Below are 24200 nucleotides of genomic sequence, written 5' to 3' on the forward strand. Positions count from 1 at the left end.
ATCTTATTCTTATTAATTCTCCACTTTTACGATAGCCATTTTCCCGTTGTATGGTTTATTTCCTTTAGCTTCTAATGCTTTAGTTGCCTCAGATAAACCTTCAAACTTCTCGTAATAGATGTAATATTTACTTGTTGTTACATTGTAAAAGAAATTAACATCTGAACGTCCTGCTGCCACCGCTTTAGTTAAGAATTGATCTCTTTTTTCAACACTGCTGTGAACCGCAATAATTAAATAATAACCATTTTCAGAATTTTTAATATTCTTGATAATCTGCATATTTGACTGGTCTTCACCAAAATCAAAATCACTTGCAGTTAATGGTGTACTACTTGGTTTAGTTGTCTCTTTAATACGTTTAAGAGCAGCAACGTCCTGTGCATATCTTCCCTGATCGTTTTCGTAAGCTGCACGTTTAATTCTACGTTTTTTCTCAATTTCAGTTTCAGCTTTAATACGTTCTAAATTCGAAAGTAAAGTAGCACTGTCTTCTTCCATTTTTAATTGTGCTGCTTTCAACTGGTTGATCTTTTCAAGATACGCCTTGTTCAAAGCATCATTTTTATTAGGGAATTTTTTAAGTCTTTCGTTATATAAATTAGTAAGCTTATTGATTTCATCTTTCTGCGCTCTGTTTGCTTCAGCAAGTTGTAATTTTAAAGCTTCTAGCTGACTATTTTCTGCCGCAACACTTTTAAATGGTTTCGGTTCTTTGTAAATTCCTTTTTCACTTAAGTCATTCTCTTCTCTCAAGTCATTCAAATCTCTTTGTTTGTTTGCCACTGTTGTATTGAACTGAGACAATAAATCTTTTTGATTTTTAGTTGAATTCTCAATAGATTGAGTTAAATCCTCAATAGCTTTTGCTGTATCATCTCTTGGAGCCGAAGCCGCTTTTGCAAGCGCATCTGCAGCTGCATCAGCTTTTGCTTTTGCATCTGCTAATAATTTTGCTTCACGTGCCTCTTCAGCTACTCTTAATAATCTTGATTCTTCTTCAGCCTTTAATTTTTCATTAGCTTCTGCATCAGCTTTCGCTTTTTGATCTGCTAATAATCTTGCTTGTTCTGCCTGCATATCAGCTTTTGCTTTTGCATCAGCAGCTAATTTTGCTTGTAATGCTTGTGCATCTGCCTTAGCTTTCGCGTCGGCATCTAGTTTAGCTTGTTTTGCGTCAGCATCTGCTTTTGCTTTTGCATCAGCAGCTAATTTCGCTTGTAATGCATCAGCATCCGCTTTCGCTTTTGCATCAGCAGCTAATTTTGCTTGTACTGCTTGTGCATCAGCTTTAGCTTTGGCATCTGCCGCTAATTTGGCTTGTTGAGCTTCTGCATCAGCTTTTGCTTTTGCATCAGCAGCTAATTTTGCCTGAAGTGCATCTGCATCTGCTTTCGCTTTAGCATCAGCAGCAAGTTTTGCTTGTATGGCGTCTGCATCAGCTTTTGCTTTTGCATCGGCAGCTAATTTCGCTTGTTGAGCTTCTGCATCGGCTTTCGCTTTTGCGTCAGCAGCAAGTTTAGCCTGAAGTGCATCTGCGTCTGCTTTTGCTTTTGCATCAGCAGCAAGTTTCGCTTTTATGGCGTCTGCATCAGCTTTTGCTTTTGCATCGGCAGCTAATTTCGCTTGTAATGCTTCTGCATCAGCTTTCGCTTTTGCGTCTGCAGCAAGTTTAGCCTGAAGTGCATCTGCGTCTGCTTTTGCTTTTGCATCTGCAGCTTGTTTTGCTTTTTGTCCTTCTGCATCAGCTTTTGCCTTATCAGCAGCTAATTTCGCCAAACGAGCATTTTCAGCTTCTTGCAATTTCTGTGCTTCTGCATCGGCTTTTGCTTTTTCAGTCGCTTCAGCATCAGCTTTCACTCTTGCATCAGCAAGTAATTTAGCTTGTAATGCTTCCATATCAGCTTTTGCTTTTGCATCAGCAGCTAATTTTGCCTGAATTGCGTCTGCATCAGCTTTTGCTTTTGCATCTGCGGCTAATTTGGCTTGTTGTACTTCGGCATCAGCTTTCGCTTTAGCATCTGCAGCTAATTTGGCTTGTAATGCTTGTGCGTCTGCCTTAGCTTTTGCATCTGCATCTAGTTTAGCTTGTTTTGCGTCTGCATCAGCTTTTGCTTTTGCATCAGCAGCTAATTTTGCTTGTTGTGCTTGTTGTGCTTCGGCATCCGCTTTCGCTTTTGCATCTGCAGCTAATTTGGCTTGTAATGCTTGTGCATCGGCCTTAGCTTTTGCATCTGCAGTTAATTTTGCCTCGATTGCGTCTGCATCAGCTTTTGCTTTTGCATCTGCAGCTAATTTGGCTTGTTGTGCTTCGGCATCTGCTTTTGCTTTTGCATCTGCAGCTAATTTTGCTTGTTGTGCTTCTGCGTCAGTTTTCGCTTTGGCATCAGCAGCAAGTTTTGCCTGAATGGCATCTGCATCGGCTTTTGCTTTAGCATCAGCAGCTAATTTTGCTTGTATGGCGTCTGCATCGGCTTTCGCTTTAGCATCTGCCGCTAGTTTTATTTTCAATGCTTCAGCATCAGCTTTGGCTTTTGCATCAGCTTCTAATTTTGCTTTCGCAGCAGCTTCTGCATCAGTTTTCGCTTTTGCATCGGCAGCTATTCTTGCTTCTCTTGCTTCTGCATCAGCTTTCGCTTTCGCATCAGCGGCTAGTTTTTCTTTTAATGCAGCATCTTCAGCAGCTTTTGCTTTTGCAGCAGCAGCTAATTTGGCTTTTGCAGCAGCATCAACATTTGCTTTGGTGTTTGCAGAAAGTGCAGCAGCAGCTTTTGCTTCAGCAGCTAATCTTGCCTGGTAAGCATCAGAATCTGCTTTTGCTTTTGCATCTGCAGCTAAAATAGATTGTAAATCTGCAGCTTCAGCTTTTGCTTTCATGTCAGCTTTACGTTTTGCTTCGGCGGCATCCGCTTTTGCTTTTGCATCGGCAGCTAACTTAATTTTTAATGCTTCCGCATCGGCTTTTGCTTTTTCATCAGCCGCTAATTTTGCTTTTGCAGCATTTTCAGCATCAGCTTTTGCTTTTTCAGCAGCTAGTTGTGCAGCAGTTTTTTGTGGTGTCACAGCTTCGGCAGCTTTTGCTTTTGCAGCAGCTTCGGCATCAGCTTTAGATTTATCTGCGGCCAACTTAATTCTTAATGCTTCGGCATCTGCTTTTGCTTTATCAGCAGCTAATTGTGCAGCTGTTTTTTGCGGTGTTGCACTTGCGGCAGCTGCTTTTCCTTTTGCAGCAGCTTCAGCGTCAGCTTTAGATTTATCTGCGGCTAACTTAATTCTTAATGCTTCAGCATCTGCTCTTGACTTATCAGCAGCTAATTGTGCAGCTGTTTTTTGTGCAGCTGTAGCACCTGGTTTATTTGCAACGGCTTGTGCTCTTGCAGCAGCAGCAGCATCAACTCTAGCTTTGTTATCAGCCGCTAATTTTATTCTGCGTGCTTCAGCATCTGCTCGTACTTTATCTGCAGCTAATTGTGCTTGTGTTCTTTGTTCAGCTCCAGCTGCTTTGTTTGTTGTTGCAGTTTGTGCTCTTGCAGCAGCAGCAGCATCGGCTTTTGCTTTAGCATCAGCAGCTAATTTTATTTTGATTGCTTCAGCATCTGCTTTAGCTTTGTTACTTGCTTCTAATTTTGCTTTTGCAGCGGCTTCGGCATCAGCCTTCACCTTTTCTGATGCGGCAAGTCTTGCTGCTTTTGCTTCAGCATCTGCTACAGCTTTTGCTTCGGCTGCTAATCTTGCTTTTTCTACACCATCTGCTCTGGCTGCTGTTGTAGCAGCTGATGGTTTTGCTAATACGGCTTTAGGTTTAGAAGGATCTATTAACGAACCTTCTTCATCATCACCATAATAGTAGTTTTTATTTTTGAATTTATAGGCAATAGCAAATTCGTGTGAACCACCAAGATTGGTAAAGTTGCCCATTCCTCTTTCGTAGTTATATTCGATTGCAATACTAGGAGAAATATTAAGTCCTAATCCTGCCGAAACTCCATATAGAGTATTGTATCCTGCCTGTGCCCACACTCCTTTTGGAATAGCGATCATGGCAAGACCTGAAATTATGGTTTTATCTTGTTTAACTTCTGTTTTTACAATTCCTGAGAATTTACTTCTGTCAAAAAATCCAAAGCTATCGATATAACCTGTATACATAGCGTGCAATTCGATGGCTCTTTCCGGATCTTTTTTAACGATTCCGCCACCAAAATTGTACAGAATCAAATTGTTTACCGAAACTCCAAAATCAAGGAATGCCGTACCGTAGTTAATTCCGGGATTAACAGTCAATAATGTATTTGAAGGATAATCTAAATTTGAAAGACTTGAGTCATCAGATATAATTTTTCCTTTGTTTAAACCACTTTGATAAACACCAACGTTCATACCAAAAGTTAAATTGCTGTCTTGTTCTAAAACGATGTTGTGTGCAAAGTTTCCTATTCCGCCAAAAACGGTCATAAGACCATAATTTTGCTGGAATAAGCCAAAAGCAAACGCTTCATTTTCTCTAAAACGACCTGAATAATTAGCTAAATATGTGTTTGGCGCATCTTCAAATTGAACCCATTGTCTTTTATTATAAAAACTTGCATAAGCATTAGTTTCTCTAACAAAACTGAATGTTGGGTTAATTAAATATCTATTAAACTTTAAAGAATTTCTGATAGGTAACGAAAACGAAACAACTCCATTCTCAGGAGCTTCCTGTGAATAGAGTGCATTTGAAAAACCGTAAAATAAAGTTATGAATAGTAAAATTTTCTTCATATTATCTTATCACAGTTATTGATCCTTTTTTTTCACCTGTGTCGGATTGAATGACATAGTAATATACTGGATTTACATTTTTAAAATCTATTGAGGTCTGAGGCCAATCTCCCTGATAATCGCTGACATCGAGCACCATATCTCCATTTGAACTTATTATCATAACCTTGGTGCTTGCATTTTTGTACTCATCTGGTATATTCCAATATGGACTTGTACCACTCAAATTAATTATATTAGGAATAACTGACGATGGACCTGCTTTACCAGTAGCTTTAAAGATAAATTCTCTTGAAGATAAACATCCTGAAACCTGTGAAATCTTTACCTTATAAGTTCCGATAGCTGTAACAGAAAAAGATTCAGTTGTTGCAGTCGGAATAATAGTATTGTTCAAATACCACTCAAAAGTTGGACTTGAAGCATCTGTTGTTATAGTAACACTTACGGTCTCGCCTTCGTTAAGTTCAAATTCATCTGCTACGTCAATACTGGCATTGAAACTATTGCTTTTAAGATCAATAGTACCTGTAGCACTACATCCTCCAAAATCAACCGCTACGGTATAAACTCCGGATTCTTTTGCAGTAACTGTACGCGTATCACCAGCAAAGGCAACACCATCTTTTTTCCAAACATAATGATTACCCTGAGTTGCTGTTAAAACAGTACCATCAACACTTGCACAATACGGATTTCCTAAACTTGACGTAATTGTAACTGCTGATCCTCCAGAACCTGATGTTGTCACAGTAACACGATTAGAACTAAAATTCACATCTGAACATAATCCGTAATCAATTTCTGCGTAGTATTTTCCAGGAGTAGTGATCACTAACTCTTTAGAACTTTGTCCTGCAATTGCAACATCATCTTTGTACCATTTGTATTTAATTTTTGAATAATTAACTGGTGATGAGCTGATATCAGTTGGTGTATCATTATTGATAGAAAGTGTCAGGCTGCCGCCAGCACATATCAATGCAGTATCATTTTTATTATTAATAATAAAAGATCCTTCGTATTCTTTAAAATAAACGGGGAAAGAGGTGTTTCCTAATGTGTTTTTGAACCTTGCACTTGGTTGCGCACTTGCAAGGGAACTTTTAACCCTAAAACTATAAGTGTCTGCACCAACCAATGTAGTTGGTACAGCAAATTTTATAGTTTGTGAAGTAGCAGAAACATCTGTAGCCAATAGTTTAGTAGTAGCTATAGGAGATGTAAAATTACCCTGACTGTCTGAAAGCTCAATCACAAAGGTAGTTCCTGCAGGAAAATCTATATAACTAAATGTGGCGTAAAATTCATTGAAATTATTACCCGCGCATAACTTCTCCAGACCATCAAGTGTTTGTGGTGCAATAGTTTGCGCTTGCATTTTTGAATTCACAACGAAAAAAACACTCAAAAAAAGAAAGCAATTAGTTAAAGATAGAGTAATTTTTCGAATCATATAGTGCGTTTTCTGGCCAAATCTATATTCTCAAAAAACAAAATATCTATAAATGTTTCTGAAAAATCATACTTGTAGTTTTCTATAATGTCCTTTGCAAGAGCAGAATAAAAAGCAGTTACAGATACGTTTTCATCACATTTTAAAGTCTGATCATTATTCATTTCAGTCACCATAACAAGGCTATCCTTGGGGATGGATAGCCCTACTATAAACTGATTAGAATTAGTATCTAATTTGCCGATAACATTATCAGCTGTACTATTTTCTTGGTTATTAGACGCAGCCATTACACAGCTAGATTCAATAGAAACCGTAGGCTTATCTACTGAGCTTTGTGCAAACAGACTTAACGTAATAGGTGAAACCAAAAATATTATATTTAAAAAATATCTTTTTCTAGATTGAGCCATTATGTTTTGATCTTTATTTGGTCCGGTTTAAGACGAATACATAAATTGTGTCTGGGGACTTTATTAATAAAATTTACGCTTTGAAATAAAAATCTAAATCTATTTATCTGTTTCCGCTTGAAGCTGTGATTTTTCCTAATTGAAGTCTGAAATCAGGTTTTTTAGCATTGAAGATATCAATAAATGTTTCTTTGTTGTCACTTTGAGAGTAAACGTTAAAGAACACACTATTACCATACCAGCTCTCTAAATCTTCGTTGTTAGAATTGTACTCTGTAAAGATATTTCCGTTACATAAGTTGAAGTACATTTCTTCAAATTTGATCTTTTTAAGATTAGCATCATTGATTTCTGTTTTGCTGTCTAATAATACTGCAGGATTAAATCCAGAGATTACACTTCTTTTCATTTCAAGAGAAGCATTTTCAGCCACATAAACAGCTTCTTTAACTAAACCAGCCTGAATATCTGCTTTAATGTTTTCACTGTCATTAAGCATAGTAATATTAGTTGCAACTACTAAAGTTTGTTTTTTAGTAAAATCAGTTTCGCTTTTCTTTTCGTAAGATTTTACTTCCATACAACGAGAACCGTCTTTCGTACTGGAGAAGTATGAAGATCTAACAGCTAGTGAGTTATAGAAACGACATTGAACTCCTTGAGTAAATTTATAATCGTCGTTGATTGATTTGTAAGAAACAAATTTTGTCGCATTAATATCGCCACCCATGATTCCAAATGAATCACCACCAGCGTAGCTTACCATAATGTTTTCAAGAACTGTTTTGTTACCAACACCAGCTAAAGTTAAACCGTTGAAAGTATCAAGTCCTTTTACTTTTTTTCCAGCAAATTCGATTCTAACATATCTTAAAACTCCAGAGTTTGAAGCTACATTATCTCCACCGTAGGTAGTAAGAGTTGGATCAAGATCAAGGTTATAAGAACCTACATTTCCAAATTTATTGATTGGAGCATCACCTAAAATTACAACACCACCCCAGTCTCCAGCTTTTTTCTGGCTGCGGTTTGATGTAAATACAATTGGATCAGTTTCTAATCCGTCTGCAACAAGTTGAGCACCTTTTGTAACTACCAATGTTCCTTTAGTTTCAAAATCACCAATAATTAAAGTTCCTGGCTCAATTGTTAAAACAGCATTGTTCGTAACATAAACGTTCCCTTGCAAAACATAAATATTCCTTTTCAGCAATTTAGTATTAACAGAAATGTTTCCTGCTAAAATTTGGTTTGCTTCTCCATATTCTACTTTGTGAGGCTTAAATTCGGTCCAGTTGTTCAACCAATTGTTGTAGCCCATAATTCCTTTTTCTTGTTGAGCACTCATAGCAGTAACTGTCAAAAGAACGCAGATCATTTGAGTAATTTTTTTCATGATAAGGGGGGTATTACGGTTAATAATAAATTTGGGTATGCGTAAGCGTAATCGTATGCGTAAATGAAAAAACTCATCTCGATTTTTCTGATGAAATTCAGAACTCATCGAGAACGAGTCGTTTTTTTAATATCTTTTTTCAAAATGGCGCAAAAAATTTAACTCATCTACGTAAACACTTCAAAAAAGGTTTTAAAAAAAATTTATGTTTTATTACATTTCGTTCAATTCGTTGAACTCATGTAAAGATTTCAATGTGTTTTCGTAAAATAAAATTGCAGCAATTAAATTTCCTTTGTCAGAATATGGCATCATCTTTCTTTGAAACTCTACTGTAGTATCTAAAAATGTAGTTGTACCAACAGCCTGAGCATCTAATACTTTTTTGTGCTCACTGTCGTCCGGAATACCTAAGTCTGCCATCGTAACGCCAGGTTTAGTAACCAAAGCAATGTAAGGAAGGGTTTTAACCAAAACTTTAATACGCTCAATGTATAATTCCAAAAGTTCTCCTTTTTGCATACCGCTCAATTCTTTTTGATCATGGTATTTGCGAATAAGAGCCGTTGTGCTAATAATACTTCTCGGAGCATTTTTTGCCTGAGCCGAAATAGCTCCGGTTGTCATGAAAAAAACTGCGCTTAATAAAATAATTTTCCCTTTCATAGATTCTTTTTATAAATGGTTCTTGATGAAAACAAAAATATATAAATTAACTTAAATTGCAACTTTATTGATTTCTTTTTTAAAAAAAAAAGCTTAAAAAAACCTTAAAAATCAGTCTTATGTCGAGAAAATGTGCGTTTTAACGAGGATTTAGTTAAAATTGTTAAAATTCAAACCGTAAGATATTCGCTATAAAAAAATTCAATTCCTTTAAATTAATAACCAAAAAAACCTTACGTTTACCGAATTATTGAAAAAACTATTAACAAAAAAGTATTGATATCTGCTCGATTTATGCTCGTTATTAACAAAAGTTGGTTAACAAACTTCAAAAAGTTACAAATAAAAATCTTATAACCACACAAATAAAAAGCCGGTGATAAACTTTTAGACGAAAATTTTTGACTACATCATTTTCTTCTATCTTTGCTTCATGCAATTTTCTCAAATTTTAGGTCAGGATTACATCAAAAGCCACTTAATAAAAAGTGCAGCTTCAGGACGAATTCCACATGCACAATTATTCATTGGGCCAGAAGGAAGCGGTACACTATCTACAGCTATTGCCTATGCGCAATATATTTTATGTAATAATACAGGAAACGAAAACTCAAACGGAAATGACTCCTGTAATTTGAAGTTTCAAAACCTTTCCCATCCCGATTTACATTTTATTTATCCAACAGTTACGACCGAAGATGTAAAAACTAAACCAAAAAGCTTAGATTTTATTCAGGATTGGCGCACATTTATTCAGGAAATGCCTTACGGAGGATTATTTGACTGGTATAAAATTCTGGGCGTTCAAAATAAACAAGGAGAAATCAGGGTGGAAGATGCAACAGAAGTTTTAAAATCACTTTCGCTGAAATCCTACGAAGGAGGTTACAAAATTATGATCATCTGGATGGCAGATAAAATGAATATTGCCGCTTCAAATAAATTATTAAAACTTCTTGAAGAACCATCTGATAAAACTATTTTTATTCTGATTTCTGAAAATGAAGAAGATATTATCCAAACCATACGTTCTCGTTGTCAGGTAATTCACTTTAACGGTTTACCGGAAAAAGTTATTGCCGAAGCTTTAATTTCAAAAGAAAAAATCGACGAGAAAGAGGCTTTTAAAATTGCACATCAGGCGCAGGGAAATTTCAGTAAAGCTTTACATCTTTTAAAAGAAGACGATTCAGAATATCCGTTTGAACAATGGTTCGTTAATTGGGTTCGTGCAGCTTTCAGGGCAAAAGGAAATGCAGCCGCAATTCAGGATTTAATTTCCTGGAGTGAAGAAATTGCAGCTCTTGGACGTGAAAGCCAGAAAAAATTCATTCAGTTTTGTATCGAAATGTTCCGTCAGGCACTTTTGCTTAATTATCAGGCTCCAACTTTAGTTTATATTGAACCAAAGGTTGATAAATTCAAACTGGAAAATTTTGCCCCTTTCGTAAACGGAAATAATATTCACGAAATTTTCAAAGAACTTTCAGATGCGATGTATCACATTGAAAGAAACGGAAATGCAAAAATAATCCTAACCGATTTATCTATAAAACTGACTCGTTTAATTCATAAAAAATAGTTTCAAATGAATAATGTTGCCTCCATTTTATTATTAGCATTTTTAGCCTTAACGTTTTTACAATCAGGATATGAAAAAATATTTTATTGGAAAGACAATGTCGATTGGCTTAAAGGACATTTTGCGCAGACACCTTTAAAAAATCAAATTCCCCTCGCCTTATTTCATCTTTTAGTAATGGAATTAATTTCCGGAATTTTATGTGTAGTTGGTGCCATACAATTATTAACAAACAGTGGTCGTGAATTTGGTCTTTATGGCGCAATTTTTTCCTGTATCTCGTTGTTGATGATGCTTTTCGGACAACGATTAGCAAAAGATTATGACGGAGCAAGAACTATCGTTATTTATTTTATTCCAGCTGTTATGGCTGTTTATTGGCTGAATTAAACTGACCAATTTATTTAAAAAATAAGCCACGGATTTCACAGATTATCACAGCTGTTTTATGATTATAATCTGTGGCAAAAAATAGTTCGCTTTAAGCGAACAGCAAAAAAAAATTTTATATTTAAAAAATGAATCCAAAACATCCTTCAGAATCTCTAACTATTTTAACCGATTTAGTTTTACCAAGCGAAACAAATCCTTTAAATAACCTTTTTGGTGGCGAATTATTAGCCAGAATGGATCGTGCGGCCAGTATTGCAGCACGCAGACATTCACGCCGAATTGTGGTTACAGCTTCTGTAAATCACGTCGCTTTTAACAGAGCCATTCCTCTTGGAGCCGTAGTAACAATAGAAGCAAAGGTTTCCAGATCTTTTAAAAGTTCTATGGAAGTTTTTATTGATGTTTGGGTAGAAGACCGTGAGTCCGGAAGCAGAACCAAAGCTAACGAAGCCATTTATACTTTTGTTGCAGTGGATGATAGCGGAAGACCTGTTGAAGTTCCGCCAATTGCTCCTGAAACTGATCTTGAAATACAACGTTTTGAAGCCGCGCTTCGTCGTAAACAATTGAGTTTATTACTTGCCGGTAAAATAAAACCATCAGAAGCAACAGAATTAAAGGCTCTTTTTTTGTAGTACAATTTGTGACAATTTGTAACAATTTGAGACAATCAAACTCCAAAAAAAAGAACTAATTTTACAAAAAATATAAGCCCATAGAAATCTAAGTCAGGAAGTTATTTAAATTTTCGGATTTGTTTTTGAAAATGAAAGAATTATAAAAATTTAGATGAAAGAAAAAGTAAAAGAAGTAAAAGAAAAAAAAGAGATGAGTTCAGAAAAAGAAGCCAAATTAAAAGCGCTCCAACTTACGCTTGACAAACTAGATAAGACTTACGGAAAAGGAACTGTAATGAAAATGGGCGACAAAGCCATTGTAGAAGTTGAAACGATTTCTTCAGGTTCTCTTGGTGTTGATTTAGCTCTTGGAGTTAATGGTTACCCTAGAGGTAGAATTATCGAGATATACGGTCCGGAATCTTCTGGTAAAACGACATTAACCTTACATGCAATTGCCGAAGCTCAGAAAGCAGGCGGAATTGCTGCATTTATAGACGCTGAGCACGCCTTTGATAGAAATTATGCTGAAAAATTAGGCGTAGATATCGAAAACCTGATCATCTCTCAACCAGATAACGGGGAACAAGCTTTAGAAATTGCTGAGAATTTAATTCGTTCAGGTGCAATTGATATCGTTGTAATTGACTCTGTTGCGGCATTGACTCCAAAAAGTGAAATCGAAGGTGAAATGGGAGATTCTAAAATGGGTCTGCACGCACGTTTGATGTCTCAGGCATTGAGAAAATTAACCGGAACTATTAGCAAAACAAACTGTACTGTTTTCTTCATCAACCAGTTGAGAGAGAAAATTGGTGTAATGTTCGGGAATCCTGAAACTACAACAGGGGGTAACGCCTTGAAATTTTACGCGTCTGTACGTTTAGATATTCGTCGTTCTTCTCAAATTAAAGATGGAGAGAATGTTATAGGAAACAGAACTAAAGTTAAAGTGGTTAAGAATAAAGTAGCTCCGCCTTTTAAAACTGCCGAATTCGACATCATGTACGGAGAAGGAGTTTCTAAAACAGGAGAAATTCTTGATTTAGCGGTTGAATTTGAAATCGTTAAAAAAGCAGGATCATGGTTCAGTTACGGAGATACAAAATTAGGACAAGGTCGTGATGCTGTAAAATCTTTAATTAAAGATAATCCGGAATTAGCTGATGAATTAGAAATTAAAATCAAAGCGCATATCAAGGAATTGGCAAACGCTTAAAACAATAATAGCCAGTAATTTACTTGCTTACTTATTTCAACCCGACAGATATTAAAATCTGCCGGGTTTTTTTATTTTAAAATAATTATAAAAATGACGCAACCATTATAACAAATTAACATCTAGTAAGAAGACATGAGATTTGATGGTATTATTAATACAGGATATCGAAGGTTTTTTTTAGAATAAATTTGGTTGTTTGTTCGATAGAAATCCGTTAGTTTTTTGGTGCTAACGGGTTTTTTATTTTTTTTACTAAAGAATTTTTCACAATTCACGCAACCATTTTCTTTTTTTACTCTCTATACTATTATGACATTAACTTGAGTTTAGAGATTAAACTCTTTATTATCAACCATAAATATTTTTAACCATGAAAGAGAAAATAGAAGTGTTGTACAGTAAAAATCGTAGAAAAACCAAATTGAGATTTAAGAAGGTATTGCGTTTTATTTCAGAAAAAATCATACATCGATAGTATTTTTTGAATATAAACTGGGGAATTTTAATTCAAAAGAAAACCCGACAACTTTAACGAGCTGTCGGGTTTTATAATTATAAATCCTGATTTTTTTTCTTTTTAAATTCAAGCAATCCTTTATAAATCAATTGCCTAACTTCATCACGAAGAGATTTTCTATTATCGATTGTTAATCCTTCTGTTGCTATAAAAGGCAGGATTTTTATTCGCATTTTACCAGGACTTCCACTCAAAAAAGTATAGGAAAATCGTTCCTTATTGTCAGCAAATACTATGGGTACAATTGGAATTTGATGATCGATCGCTAAACGAAAAGCACCATCCTTAAATTCATCCAGTAAAATTGTTTCATCATCCGGAACTCCCCCTTCAGGAAAAATGCAGATACTAAGTCCCTGATTAAGCCTGTCTTGTGCTTTCTTAAAAACTTCATTTTTACTTCTGGAAGAATTTCTATCGACCAAAATACAGGTTCTTTTATAGAAAAATCCAAACAACGGAATCTTAACAAGTTCCTTTTTCCCCACAAAAACAAATGGATTTTTTATAATAGCCAGCATTAGCATAATATCAGTGATCGAAGTGTGATTAGCAACAATCATGTAGCTTTTACCTTTCTCCAGTTTTTGCATTCGTTCGATTGTATAATAAAAACCCATCCCGAAAAGGATGAATTTAGCCCAAATGCGAGCCATTTTAAAGAAATAGGGGTATCCACTTTCCGAGATAATAGAAATCAGTAAAAACGGCAGCATAATCAATATCGGAATAGCCATCAAGATATAGAACCAAATACGCCACAAAACCCAAAAAATAATCTTTAATCCTTTCATGGTTTCAAATGTAAGAAAACAGAAGTGAATTTTCCTAAAATAATTTAGTGTCAAAATTTAATGTTTTTTAACGCAGAGTTCACAAAGTTTTTCGCAGAGGAAAGAAGAAATATCAAAACATATAATTGCAAGCAACGAGCTCACAAAGCTGTTCTGTAATTAAAATCGAAAATTGTAGCTATAAACAATACAAAATATAAGAAAATAATTATTAAATTTGTTGTTTTTATATTTTTATGACAGAAAATGAAATATCGAATATTATAATCGGACTGGCAATTGATATTCATAAAGTGCTTGGACCAGGTTTACTCGAAAATGCTTATCAAGAATGTTTGCTTTACAAAATTAAACAGCGTGGACTTTCAGTTGAAAAAGAAAAATCCATTCCATTAATTTTCGAACAAGTGAAATTAGATTGTGGATATCGTATCGATATTCTAGTAGCAAATAAATTAATAATTGAAATAAAAAGTGTCGAATCTCTAACTGTTAAACACTTAGCTCAAACCTTAACCTATCTAAAGCTAGGAAAATATAAACTTGCACTGCTAATTAACTTCAATGAAGTTTTACTAAAAAATGGAATTAGAAGAGTTGTTAATGAATTATAGATATAGCTTAGTAAACTTCCAAAAAAAACTTTGTAGAAAACTTAATAAACTTTGCGACAAAACTTTGTGAACTCTGCGTTAAAAAACACACCGCTGAAAGAAAAACAGCCTTAATAAACTTTGAGACTAAAAAAATTACACAGTTTGCAGTAAAAAAACGAACTTTGCGTTTAGAAATAAGAAAAACTGGAATGGCAAAAATACTTACTGGTGTTCAGAGTACCGGAACCCCACACTTAGGCAATTTATTGGGAGCGATAATTCCCGCAATTGAATTATCAAATAATCCTGCAAATGAATCTTTTTTGTTTATCGCTGATTTACATTCGATTACGCAAATTAAAGATGGTAAAACATTAAGAGAAAATACATACAGCACTGCAGCAGCCTGGCTGGCTTGTGGTTTAAATCCAGATAAAGTAACTTTTTACAGACAGTCTGATGTAACACAAACGGCAGAATTAACCTGGTACCTGAGTTGCTTTTTTCCGTTCCAACGTCTGACTTTAGCGCATTCTTTTAAAGACAAAGCAGATCGTTTAGACGATGTTAATGCCGGACTTTTTACGTATCCGATGTTAATGGCGGCTGATATTTTATTATACGATGCTGAATTTGTTCCTGTTGGAAAAGATCAATTGCAGCATTTAGAAATTACACGAGATGTAGCTTCACGTTTTAACCACCAAATGGGCGAAACATTTGTAATTCCTGAAGCTAAAATTCAAGAAGACAGCAAATTGATTCCCGGTACAAACGGCGGAAAAATGAGTAAATCTGCAAATAATATTATCAATATTTTCTTGGATGATAAAACCCTTCGTAAGCAGGTCATGAGCATTGAAACTGATAGTACACCGCTTGAAGATCCTAAAAATCCGGATACCTGTAATGCCTTTGCTATCTATGCGCTTTTAGGAACTGAAGATCAGATTGCCGAAATGAGAGCGAATTATTTAGGTGGAAATTACGGTTATGGTCACGCCAAACAAGCTTTGTTTGAACTGATTACCGAAAAATTTAAAACCGAAAGAGAAAAATACAATTACTACATCAATAACCTGGACGAAGTAGATGCTTTATTGAAAAAAGGAGCAGGAAAAGCTGGAGTTATTGCTGACGGGGTTTTAGCTAAAGTTCGTGAAATACTCGGCTTTGGAAAATAGATAACTTGCCACGAATTACACTAATTTTTGCGAATTAATTTATGCAAATTAGTGTAATTCATGGCCTATTTTTATTCTAAATCGCCTCAAATAATTTCCCCGGAAGCGGTCTGATTAAGCCTTTGAGTTCCATATTCAATAGCAAACCCGAGATTTTATAAATAGGAAAATCACATTTGAGCGCAATCGTATCCAGTAATTCTTTCCCGTTTTTTAAAAGAAAATCATATACCTTTTGTTCTTCAGGATCCAGCTCCACAAACAGCATTTTCTGAATAGGTTTTACTTTATTTTCGATGTCCCAATTGAGGATATAAACTAAATCTGCTGCACTTGTCAGGACGTTTGCTTTTTGCGTTTTAATCAAGTTATTACAGCCTTGACTGTATTTATCAGTAACTCGACCGGGAACGGCAAAAACGTCCCTGTTATAATCATTTGCAAGATTAGCCGTAATCAATGAACCGCCTTTATCTGCAGATTCAATTACGATGGTAGCTTCGGTCATACCCGCAACAATACGGTTTCGGCGTACAAAATTTTCTTTATCCGGATTAGACGAACTCCAAAATTCAGTTATAAAACCGCCGTTTTCCTCCATCTTAGCTACATACTTCTTATGTGTTTTTGGATAAATCTGGTTTAAACCATGTGCCAGAACTCCAATCGTTTGAAGGTTATAATCCATAGCTAACTGATGTGCCGCAATATCAACGCCATATGCAAAACCACTAACAATCACAGGATCAAGCGGTGCTAAATCTTCGATCAGTTTTTTACAAAATTCCATTCCGTAGGATGTAATCTGGCGTGTTCCCACAATACTTATTATTTTTTTGCTTTTTAAATTTATATTTCCGATAGAAAAAATCAGGACCGGAGAATCGATACAATGCTTCAGTCGTTCCGGGTAATTTTCGTCCTGAAAAAAGGAAACTTCTATATTATTTGCCTTGATAAATTCAAGTTCTTTATTTGCTTTTTCAAAAACAGATTTATCCTTAAAATTCTTCAATAAAACACTTCCAACTCCATCAATAGCCGCAATTTGATTCATTTTTGTTTTAAAAATTGCTTCAGCATTTCCACAATGAGTAAGCAGTTTTTTTGCCATTATATCTCCTACTCCATCCACTTTTAATAAGGCTAATAAATAAAATAAATCTTGATCTGACATGAATGTAAATAGAATTAAATGGCGTCGAAAATAGTTTGAAAAAATAGATCTAAAGCAAAATTAAGATCGTCAAAGATATAAATTAGAAGTAAATTCTTCTTAAAAAATTATTAATAAATATAGTGGCTTAATTTAACTAAAAAGAAATATATTTGTAACTAATTGAAAATAAACATTCTGTAAATTTATTCGAATTGTTAATAAAAATTGTGAATAAAATTTTGATAACTATATTCGTTGCCTAACTTTGTTACTATGAAAATCGAAACTTACATAGCACAGTTATTGTATCGTTATCAGTGTGTAACGGTTCCAGGATTTGGAGCGTTTTTAACCGAAATTCAATCGGCTCAGCTGAATGAAAGCACTAATTCGTTTTTTCCACCCAAAAAAATGATCTCTTTTAATAGCCATTTGAAAAACAATGACGGGCTATTGGCAAATCATATTGCAAATGCAGAAAAAACATCTTACGGTTTTGCTGTAAGCACTATTGCTTTTGAAGTTTTAAGCTGGAAAAAAACCTTAGAAGAAAATGGCGTTATAAGTCTAAAAAATATCGGAGAAATACGTTACAACTCTGAGCAAAATATCATCTTTACACCTAACGATCAAACCAATTTCCTAACGAGTTCTTACGGATTAAGTCCTTTTGTTTCTCCACTTGTGAAGAAGGAACTTTTTGAGAAAAAAATTCAGAAAATCGAAGATAGAGAGCCAATTGCTTTATTTGAAGAAGACGAAAAGTCATCCGGTTCATTCTTAAAATATGCAGCAATTTTTGTTCTTGGATTAGGAATTACAGGAAGTATTGGATATCCTTTGTACCAAAATCAAATTGAAACAAAAACACTTATTGTAGAAAGTGAAGTACAGAAAAAAGTACAAAACAAGATACAAGAGGCTACATTTTTGATTCAAAATCCATTACCTGCCGTAACACTTTCAGTTGATTCTGCAAAAGTAGAAACTGTCGAAGAAAAAGTGATGCCGTATCATATTATGGCAGGAGCATTTAGAAGTGAACAGAATGCAAGAAAAGCGTATAATCAATTGATTAAAGATGGTTATAAAGCAAGAATGCTTGGTGAAAACAAACATGGTTTATTTCCTGTTTTATACGGAAGTTATACTACAATGCGTGAAGCTGAACTTGCTCAAAAAGAAATTCAAAAAGGTGAAAATCCGGATGCCTGGATTCTGATCGAAAAATTATAATAATTACGAAGAAATAAAAAAAACCTATTCAATTGAATAGGTTTTTTTATGCCTTAATTTATCATTAAAAAGACTTTATCAGGCCTTCTTTTTCCTATGTCAAATCTATTTTTGTATTCTAATTTTAAAGAACAAAATGATGAAGCACGCACTTAAATTACTTTTTGCCCTATTATTTATTCTGAATTCAAATTCTTTTTTCGCCCAACAATCAGCAATAAGCGAAACTTCTCAACAAGTACTACAGAAAAAAGCCGACAAAGAAGCTCAAAAATCAACAGATGAGTATCGTAGAAAACTGCAAGATGATCAATCTCAATTAAAAAAGGAACAAAAGAAAGTTGAAAAACATCAACGTGATCTTAAAAACTCACAGAATGATCTTGACGCCACAAACAAAAAAATTGACAAGTTAGAAACTGCTAATCAGAAACTGGAATCAAAAATAAATTCAAGTTCTATTTCTCCGGAAGACTTGCAAAAACAACAAATTAAATTGAAAGAGAAAGATCTTGAAATTCAAAAACTTAAACTCAAAAAAATAGAACAACAGAAGAAACTGGACAAAGTTAAATCTGAGTAAACAAAAAAATCCTATTCTTATCGAATAGGATTTTTTTGTTTAACGTGGAACAATTTTAGCTTCCTGATTGAGAATTTCTTTTCCGTTTTGAGTAATAATCAATCTCGCGGGAGGCGAATCTTTCTCGCCAAGAACTATGATATCACAAGTATAAATATAATTTCCTTTTTTGAATTCAAAACTATGATTTCCACCGGTTCCGTCTGGTATAAATTTCCCGTTAGTTATAATAAGATCAGGCTTTTCACTCATGGATTGTTTCAAAGACCACGAAGCGTATCTGTAATTATTATTTCCCAGATCATCAATTCTAATCCTGAATTTTGACGTTTCTAAAATGTTGACAGGTTCTTTAAAATTAGCTAAAGCCGGATTTAATTTCCCTTTTTCGGAGGCAATTAATTTATTCTTTAAATTCTTTTCAAATTGAGATTGATAATTTATAGACATTAATCTTCCGTCAGTATCTATCCAAATATCCCCCTGATTCAGCATAATGCCGCGCCAACCCACTTCAGACCAATCTTTTGCGGGATTTGATTTTATGATTTTGTTCTTTAATGCAGTATCAAAAATCTGATCGTATCTTTTAATAAATTCAGCCTTGTTTTTTATTGCCGGAATTGGATAATCCCTTGCAAAAGGATATTTAATACTACCTCCGACTGCCTCCTTTTTTCCGTTTTTCACGTTGTCAATAAAGCTTTTAATAAACTTTTGATATTCAGGCTTCAAGTCCTGACTAAAAGCAGTGTAATGAAGTGAAAAAAGTATGAACGTGATATAAATTAGTTTTCTCATGACTTGTATTTTACATAATGTTTTATAAATAATTTCAAATTTGATATTCTAAATTACAAAATCTAAAATTAATTAATACTGGCTTTGAACATTTTAAGTTCATCCCAGGTAAATGTATCGCCGTGTTTTTCTTTTAAACCGTTCAAAGATTCCTCCTGATAAAACTCAAAAGCATCACGAAGCGCCAGAATTTTATCATAAGGCAAGATATCTGAAATCTCCACTTTTTTAGCCTGAATTAGTTTAACAAAGTGCATTTCAATAGTTGCAACCGTAAGTTTTCTAATTCTTGCAATATCCTGAATCGAATTTTTCTCGAGCCATAAATCATGCGTTTCTTCTACTGTCGTTTTCTTAGCCGTTTTAGGTTCATTTTTATCCAGTTTTCTCGCCGTATAACGCACTACAGGTTCATCAGATTTAAAAATATCAGTGTTCGTCATATTAAAATCCTCGCGAATCTTGGCAACCTTGTCTAATTTATAGTTTTTAATCGCCGTAGAAGTCAATTTTTCTTTACAGATGGTTTGGCCTGCCACGACAATTTCTATGAGCAATTTGGCCTTCATTAAGCGCAAAACAGCTTTAGTCTGTAAATCATCCAGAAAAGCTAATTCTTCATAAAATTCTTTTACTTTTTTAAACTTCTGGATTTCAGCCATTTTATTCAAAAGATCCGTCACCAATTTATCCATTGGTTTGAAAAAATAATCATAAGCAGCCACTACCCTTTCCTGAACAAAAAATAAATCGACGGTTTCCTTATTAAAAATTTTATTAAGCTGATTCACGAATTTCTGCGAAGGATCTATTAACGCGTCTATTGTTTCTAAACGTTTATGCGCCCAAACCGAATGTTTGGCTTTTTCAGAATTTGCAGCATTTTCATTATAACTAAAACGATGATTGCGCCATTCCTGAGCTACATCAGTCCAATTAAAACTGTTAATCAAATAGTTATGAATAAAATTCTTGGTTTCAAAATGCAGGGAATGTTTTAAAACTTCTTCTGTAGCTTTATTTAAAGCATAATCCATCACATCCTGATCGTTAGAAATACCATTCATTTGCAACGGAGAAAGCAAAATAAGCCCGTTTAAGGAAGTTAAACGTGATAATGCAACATATGCTTGTCCCGGCAAAAAAACTTGCGATACATCGAGCGCAGCTTTCTCAAAAGTCAATCCCTGACTTTTATGAACTGTAATAGCCCATGCAAGTTTAAGCGGATAGTGCGCAAATGTGCCTAAAACCTCCTCTTCTATCTCTTTTGTGAGTTCGTTTACTTTGTAACGGATATTTTTCCATTCATATTTTTCAACTTCAATAGTTTTATTCTCTTCCGGAAAATGTATAAAAATTTCCTCCGGAGAAAGGGATTTTACAACGCCCATTTTTCCATTAAAATAACGCTTTTCAAATGATGCATCATTTTTGACAAACATTACCTGAGCGCCAATTTTTAGCTTTAGGTTTTCTTCTACAGGAAATATTTTTTCGGGAAAATCACCCACTATAAACGGCTGATACGAGAATTCATTTCCTGCTAAATCGTCAATAGCCTGCTCGTTAATAGAATCTGCTTTAGCATTATGCGTGGTTAATGTGATATAACCGGGATTGTTTTTTAAATCGAAATCCGGTTTCACATATTGGTTTAATATCTGAATATCCTCCGGAGTAATCTGATTGTTTCGAAGGTTGTTTAAAACCGAAATAAAAGAATCATCTGTCTGACGATAGATCTTAGATAATTCAATATATAACGGCGGAAATTGCTGCATTACATGCGAATGAAAAAAGAATTTTCCTTTGTAATAATTGCGCAAAGTTCTCCACTCTTCGTCCCTGATTACGGGCGGAAGCTGCAATAAATCACCAATAAAAAGCACCTGAACTCCCCCAAAAGGCTTCGAATTTCTACGAACCGTCTGCATCATAAAATCGATAGCATCCAGTAAATCAGCACGTAACATACTGACTTCATCAATAATCAAAAGCTCCATGTTTTTGATCACATTACGCTTGACATTGTTCATTTTAAAGTGTCTGCGCAAGGTTTCCTTATTCTCAAACTTTACAGTTTCGGTAAATTGAGAAGCTTCGTCATACGAAGGAATAAAGGCAGAAAATGGCAATTGAAACATCGAATGAATCGTAACACCGCCGGCGTTTAATGCTGCTATTCCGGTTGGGGCCACAACTACTGTGCTTTTATGCGTTGTAGCAATGATTTCACGCAAAAGCGTCGTTTTTCCGGTTCCTGCTTTACCAGTCAGGAAAATCGATTTTTGCGTTTGATTGATGAATTGTAAGGTATAAGCAGCTGCTTCTGTAACGTTTTGCATTGGGCTTGTATTGAAAAACTAAAAGTATCGCATTTTTATAAAAGAAAAAACCTAAATCTTACAGATTTAGGTTTTTAAATTTAATTCGTTTTGTTTGGTATTATTTTTTAACAGCTTCTCCTTCTTTTACAGCTGGTTTGTCTGTTTTAGGCTCAGCTTTATATTTATCGTTCAAAGCTTTAATAATATCTTTTGTGATATCAAATTTCTCTTCTGCGTATAAAATTGAGGCAGCATCTCCAGTCCCGTAAATATAAGAGTAACCGTTTTTCTTACCGTAATCCTTGATGAATTTTTTAACTCCGCTTACCAGAGAATCCATTTCAACACCACTTTCTTGTTGCAATTGTTGAGACAAAGCTTGTTGAGCATAACCCAATTGTTGTTCTCTTTTTTGTAACTCAGCACCTCTTTGTTGTGCCCAGGCTTGTCCGTTTGCTTGTGCCTGACTTTGAAAACTAGCAGCGTCTTGTTTAAATCGCGCAATTTCAGCTTGTAATTGTCTTCCCTTTTCTTCTGCCTGTCCTTTGTATTTTGCTTCAAGATCTTTTGCTTCAGTATACTCTTTCATTAAAACTGAAGTATCTACGTAAGCTGTTTTTACTTCCTTAACTTCTGCTGTTTTACCACATGAAACAACCAAAATTGAAAGTGCGATAATTACTAATGCTTTTTTCATTTTTTAAATTTCTAATTTTTTAATGTATAGAAGACAAAAATATAAAAAAATAAATAGCATCAACATAAAGTTTAAAAAATGCTATAATTTTATGATATTGTTTTTATTTATAGAAAGAAAAATGTCAATAATTCAACACTATCAAAACCGACTTCAATAGCTTTTATTACAAACATTATCTCTAAATAGACATAATAAGTCTTCACTCACACAGAGAAAACACCTTAAATACGCTTAAATTGTGTTTTACTTGTTTTTTATCACGTAAATGTGCGACGAATACTCTTTTGTAGTGCCTGCTTTTAAATTTGATTTTAAACCAACGAAAAAAGCACTGATATAATTCATTTTTCCGGTTTTATATTTTTCAGACAATAAACTAACATAAAAAGAATCAAATTTCATTGGAAGTACTTTTTCCAACTTCATATCTACTTTTTCAAAAAGAGACTGAATCGCTTTTTTTGAGAAATGCCAAAAGTGAATTGGAACATCATAAGCTGCCCAAAATTTATCGTAATGTTTTGCATCGTAAGATTTAAAATTTGGAACCGCAACAATTAATGTTCCAGTTGGTTTTAACAAACGCTTCAATTCCTGAATTTGCAATTCTAAATTTGGAACGTGTTCTAAAACGTGCCACATCGTAATTACGTCGAATGAATTATTTCCCAGATCACCAATTTCATTTACAAATGAAATTCCTTTTTGAATCGCAATATTTTTTGCCTTGTCGCTTGGTTCCACTCCAACAGTTTCCCAACCGTCATTTTTTGCCGTCAGCAAAAAATCTCCCGTTCCGGCACCAATGTCTAAAATTCTTCCTTTATAAATTTGTTCCGAGTTGATTAGATTCAGTTTATTCTTTAAAGCGATATTTTTCACAAAGTGATATGCTTTTTCAAATAACGAACGTTTGTTATCAGTATGCGAAATATAATCTTCGCTTTCATAATATCGTCCCAGATTTTCTAAATCAGGTTGCGGCGATGTAATCAACATGTCTAAAGTTTCATCATGATACAATTCGAAAATTTCTTTAGATACAGAATGGTCTTTTACGGTAAGAAAATGTTTTTTGTTTAAAACGTCCATTTTTTAATTATAGGGATTTTGGTTTAATTTCATAGCAAACCCTAAAAGCAAAAATATCACTTTTAGGGTTTATAATTTTTTATATTATATTTATTTTTTAACGTGTCCAATTTATTTTTACGCCTGACATTTTTTCGTTTTCAATTCTTATTTCTGAGCAAAAAGTAAAACCATTTTTAATATAAAATGGCATTGGAGATTTATACAATTCGTTATTTTGTTTTATTTCGTTTTCCTGATCAATTACCCAACCATTCAAACTATCATTATTCTTTTTTAATTTGTTAATCAAAAAAGAACCATTTCCTTTTCCCTGAATTTGACTGTCTAAAATTATAGCAAACCAATTTTCATTTTCTCTTAAAAAAGTAAACGCCCAGCCATTAATTTTATTTGAATAATCAAACAGCAAATAATGTTTTTTGTTCGAAATTCCGTTCAAATACGATTCAAAATCTTCGATCGTTTTTAAATGTAATCTTGCCGGATATTCTTTATTCCAAAGATCACATAAAACTTCTTTCTCTTCTGCCGATAAAATATCTTTCTGAACAATTTTCATAGTAGAAAAAATTTTAAAATCTATCTTTTAATTATTCCATTTTAAATATGTTTCACGTGGAACAAATTCAATTTAGAAAATTATAAAAGACAATTGGTTTCACGTGGAACAATCAAATCAAAATCACATTCTAACAA

General features: G+C 34.2%; 20 protein-coding genes. 8 read left to right on the forward strand and 12 right to left on the reverse strand.

The features are described 5' to 3' along the window. Positions 1 to 12 precede the first annotated feature (12 nt). The 5 genes from ACHRVX_RS07690 to ACHRVX_RS07710 form a co-directional block, all read right to left on the reverse strand. On the reverse strand, positions 13 to 4764 hold the full coding sequence (locus ACHRVX_RS07690) for a PorP/SprF family type IX secretion system membrane protein (protein ID WP_395330911.1): 4752 nt from the start codon (positions 4762 to 4764) through the stop codon (positions 13 to 15). Between the two features lies 1 nt (position 4765). Next, complete coding sequence (gene sprC, locus ACHRVX_RS07695) at positions 4766 to 6145, reverse strand: gliding motility protein SprC (protein ID WP_395330913.1); 1380 nt, start codon at positions 6143 to 6145, stop codon at positions 4766 to 4768. Between the two features lie 71 nt (positions 6146 to 6216). After that, positions 6217 to 6633, reverse strand: coding sequence for a hypothetical protein (locus tag ACHRVX_RS07700; protein WP_395330916.1), 417 nt, complete (start codon positions 6631 to 6633; stop codon positions 6217 to 6219). Between the two features lie 103 nt (positions 6634 to 6736). Further along, positions 6737 to 8029, reverse strand: coding sequence for a hypothetical protein (locus ACHRVX_RS07705; RefSeq protein WP_395330918.1), 1293 nt, complete (start codon positions 8027 to 8029; stop codon positions 6737 to 6739). Positions 8030 to 8242: 213 nt separating this feature from the next. Beyond that, complete coding sequence (locus ACHRVX_RS07710) at positions 8243 to 8695, reverse strand: hypothetical protein (RefSeq protein WP_056247778.1); 453 nt, start codon at positions 8693 to 8695, stop codon at positions 8243 to 8245. A gap of 433 nt (positions 8696 to 9128) precedes the next feature. Between ACHRVX_RS07710 and ACHRVX_RS07715 the strand changes: the two genes are divergently transcribed. The 4 genes from ACHRVX_RS07715 (at position 9129) to recA (ending at position 12506) form a co-directional block, all read left to right on the forward strand. Beyond that, a complete protein-coding gene (locus ACHRVX_RS07715; RefSeq protein WP_395330920.1) occupies positions 9129 to 10277 on the forward strand; it encodes an ATP-binding protein in 1149 nt (382 codons plus the stop codon). A gap of 6 nt (positions 10278 to 10283) precedes the next feature. Next, positions 10284 to 10667 (forward strand): DoxX family protein, encoded by a 384-nt coding sequence (locus ACHRVX_RS07720; protein ID WP_395330922.1) that lies wholly within the window; start codon positions 10284 to 10286, stop codon positions 10665 to 10667. A 128-nt stretch (positions 10668 to 10795) separates the two neighbouring features. Then, positions 10796 to 11305, forward strand: coding sequence for an acyl-CoA thioesterase (locus ACHRVX_RS07725; RefSeq protein ID WP_394772966.1), 510 nt, complete (start codon positions 10796 to 10798; stop codon positions 11303 to 11305). A 193-nt stretch (positions 11306 to 11498) separates the two neighbouring features. Then, on the forward strand, positions 11499 to 12506 hold the full coding sequence (gene recA, locus ACHRVX_RS07730; protein WP_213304110.1) for a recombinase RecA: 1008 nt from the start codon (positions 11499 to 11501) through the stop codon (positions 12504 to 12506). Positions 12507 to 13061: 555 nt separating this feature from the next. On the opposite strand, the gene ACHRVX_RS07735 is transcribed toward recA, so the two are convergent. Further along, positions 13062 to 13820 carry a lysophospholipid acyltransferase family protein gene (locus ACHRVX_RS07735; protein WP_395330924.1) on the reverse strand — a complete coding sequence of 253 codons (759 nt, stop codon included), beginning with the start codon at positions 13818 to 13820 and terminating at the stop codon, positions 13062 to 13064. A gap of 236 nt (positions 13821 to 14056) precedes the next feature. Between ACHRVX_RS07735 and ACHRVX_RS07740 the strand changes: the two genes are divergently transcribed. Beyond that, complete coding sequence (locus ACHRVX_RS07740; protein ID WP_395330926.1) at positions 14057 to 14434, forward strand: GxxExxY protein; 378 nt, start codon at positions 14057 to 14059, stop codon at positions 14432 to 14434. Positions 14435 to 14625: 191 nt separating this feature from the next. Further along, positions 14626 to 15600 carry a tryptophan--tRNA ligase gene (gene trpS / locus ACHRVX_RS07745; RefSeq protein WP_395330928.1) on the forward strand — a complete coding sequence of 325 codons (975 nt, stop codon included), beginning with the start codon at positions 14626 to 14628 and terminating at the stop codon, positions 15598 to 15600. A 76-nt stretch (positions 15601 to 15676) separates the two neighbouring features. On the opposite strand, the gene dprA is transcribed toward trpS, so the two are convergent. After that, positions 15677 to 16777, reverse strand: a complete 1101-nt coding sequence (gene dprA / locus ACHRVX_RS07750) for a DNA-processing protein DprA (protein ID WP_395330930.1) — start codon at positions 16775 to 16777, stop codon at positions 15677 to 15679. A gap of 255 nt (positions 16778 to 17032) precedes the next feature. Here dprA and ACHRVX_RS07755 point away from each other — a divergent pair, with 255 nt between their 5' ends. Together ACHRVX_RS07755 and ACHRVX_RS07760 are read left to right on the forward strand one after the other, a co-directional pair. Beyond that, positions 17033 to 17995 (forward strand): SPOR domain-containing protein, encoded by a 963-nt coding sequence (locus ACHRVX_RS07755; protein ID WP_395330932.1) that lies wholly within the window; start codon positions 17033 to 17035, stop codon positions 17993 to 17995. A gap of 136 nt (positions 17996 to 18131) precedes the next feature. Continuing rightward, positions 18132 to 18578, forward strand: coding sequence for a hypothetical protein (locus ACHRVX_RS07760; protein ID WP_395330934.1), 447 nt, complete (start codon positions 18132 to 18134; stop codon positions 18576 to 18578). A gap of 39 nt (positions 18579 to 18617) precedes the next feature. On the opposite strand, the gene ACHRVX_RS07765 is transcribed toward ACHRVX_RS07760, so the two are convergent. The 5 genes from ACHRVX_RS07765 to ACHRVX_RS07785 form a co-directional block, all read right to left on the reverse strand. Continuing rightward, positions 18618 to 19379: a hypothetical protein gene (locus ACHRVX_RS07765; protein ID WP_395330936.1), complete on the reverse strand. Its 762-nt coding sequence runs from the start codon at positions 19377 to 19379 to the stop codon at positions 18618 to 18620. Between the two features lie 68 nt (positions 19380 to 19447). Then, positions 19448 to 21727, reverse strand: coding sequence for a helix-turn-helix domain-containing protein (locus ACHRVX_RS07770; protein ID WP_395330938.1), 2280 nt, complete (start codon positions 21725 to 21727; stop codon positions 19448 to 19450). A 100-nt stretch (positions 21728 to 21827) separates the two neighbouring features. Continuing rightward, a complete protein-coding gene (locus ACHRVX_RS07775; RefSeq protein ID WP_213296207.1) occupies positions 21828 to 22406 on the reverse strand; it encodes an OmpH family outer membrane protein in 579 nt (192 codons plus the stop codon). Positions 22407 to 22652: 246 nt separating this feature from the next. After that, positions 22653 to 23501, reverse strand: a complete 849-nt coding sequence (locus tag ACHRVX_RS07780; RefSeq protein WP_395330941.1) for a class I SAM-dependent methyltransferase — start codon at positions 23499 to 23501, stop codon at positions 22653 to 22655. Positions 23502 to 23598: 97 nt separating this feature from the next. Further along, a complete protein-coding gene (locus ACHRVX_RS07785) occupies positions 23599 to 24063 on the reverse strand; it encodes a hypothetical protein (RefSeq protein ID WP_395330943.1) in 465 nt (154 codons plus the stop codon). Between the last annotated feature and the right edge of the window lie 137 nt (positions 24064 to 24200).

Source organism: Flavobacterium sp. FlaQc-47, assembly GCF_044006475.1.
GTDB lineage: Bacteria > Bacteroidota > Bacteroidia > Flavobacteriales > Flavobacteriaceae > Flavobacterium.

Excerpts from the sequence above, each read along its gene's own strand:
- ACHRVX_RS07690 (WP_395330911.1), bottom strand. The coding sequence starts at position 4,764 with ATGAAGAAAATTTTACTATTCATAACTTTATTTTACGGTTTTTCAAAT.
- sprC (WP_395330913.1), bottom strand. The coding sequence starts at position 6,145 with ATGCAAGCGCAAACTATTGCACCACAAACACTTGATGGTCTGGAGAAG.
- ACHRVX_RS07700 (WP_395330916.1), bottom strand. The coding sequence starts at position 6,633 with ATGGCTCAATCTAGAAAAAGATATTTTTTAAATATAATATTTTTGGTT.
- ACHRVX_RS07705 (WP_395330918.1), bottom strand. The coding sequence starts at position 8,029 with ATGAAAAAAATTACTCAAATGATCTGCGTTCTTTTGACAGTTACTGCT.
- ACHRVX_RS07710 (WP_056247778.1), bottom strand. The coding sequence starts at position 8,695 with ATGAAAGGGAAAATTATTTTATTAAGCGCAGTTTTTTTCATGACAACC.
- ACHRVX_RS07715 (WP_395330920.1), top strand. The coding sequence starts at position 9,129 with ATGCAATTTTCTCAAATTTTAGGTCAGGATTACATCAAAAGCCACTTA.
- ACHRVX_RS07720 (WP_395330922.1), top strand. The coding sequence starts at position 10,284 with ATGAATAATGTTGCCTCCATTTTATTATTAGCATTTTTAGCCTTAACG.
- ACHRVX_RS07725 (WP_394772966.1), top strand. The coding sequence starts at position 10,796 with ATGAATCCAAAACATCCTTCAGAATCTCTAACTATTTTAACCGATTTA.
- recA (WP_213304110.1), top strand. The coding sequence starts at position 11,499 with ATGAGTTCAGAAAAAGAAGCCAAATTAAAAGCGCTCCAACTTACGCTT.
- ACHRVX_RS07735 (WP_395330924.1), bottom strand. The coding sequence starts at position 13,820 with ATGAAAGGATTAAAGATTATTTTTTGGGTTTTGTGGCGTATTTGGTTC.
- ACHRVX_RS07740 (WP_395330926.1), top strand. The coding sequence starts at position 14,057 with ATGACAGAAAATGAAATATCGAATATTATAATCGGACTGGCAATTGAT.
- trpS (WP_395330928.1), top strand. The coding sequence starts at position 14,626 with ATGGCAAAAATACTTACTGGTGTTCAGAGTACCGGAACCCCACACTTA.
- dprA (WP_395330930.1), bottom strand. The coding sequence starts at position 16,777 with ATGTCAGATCAAGATTTATTTTATTTATTAGCCTTATTAAAAGTGGAT.
- ACHRVX_RS07755 (WP_395330932.1), top strand. The coding sequence starts at position 17,033 with ATGAAAATCGAAACTTACATAGCACAGTTATTGTATCGTTATCAGTGT.
- ACHRVX_RS07760 (WP_395330934.1), top strand. The coding sequence starts at position 18,132 with ATGATGAAGCACGCACTTAAATTACTTTTTGCCCTATTATTTATTCTG.
- ACHRVX_RS07765 (WP_395330936.1), bottom strand. The coding sequence starts at position 19,379 with ATGAGAAAACTAATTTATATCACGTTCATACTTTTTTCACTTCATTAC.
- ACHRVX_RS07770 (WP_395330938.1), bottom strand. The coding sequence starts at position 21,727 with ATGCAAAACGTTACAGAAGCAGCTGCTTATACCTTACAATTCATCAAT.
- ACHRVX_RS07775 (WP_213296207.1), bottom strand. The coding sequence starts at position 22,406 with ATGAAAAAAGCATTAGTAATTATCGCACTTTCAATTTTGGTTGTTTCA.
- ACHRVX_RS07780 (WP_395330941.1), bottom strand. The coding sequence starts at position 23,501 with ATGGACGTTTTAAACAAAAAACATTTTCTTACCGTAAAAGACCATTCT.
- ACHRVX_RS07785 (WP_395330943.1), bottom strand. The coding sequence starts at position 24,063 with ATGAAAATTGTTCAGAAAGATATTTTATCGGCAGAAGAGAAAGAAGTT.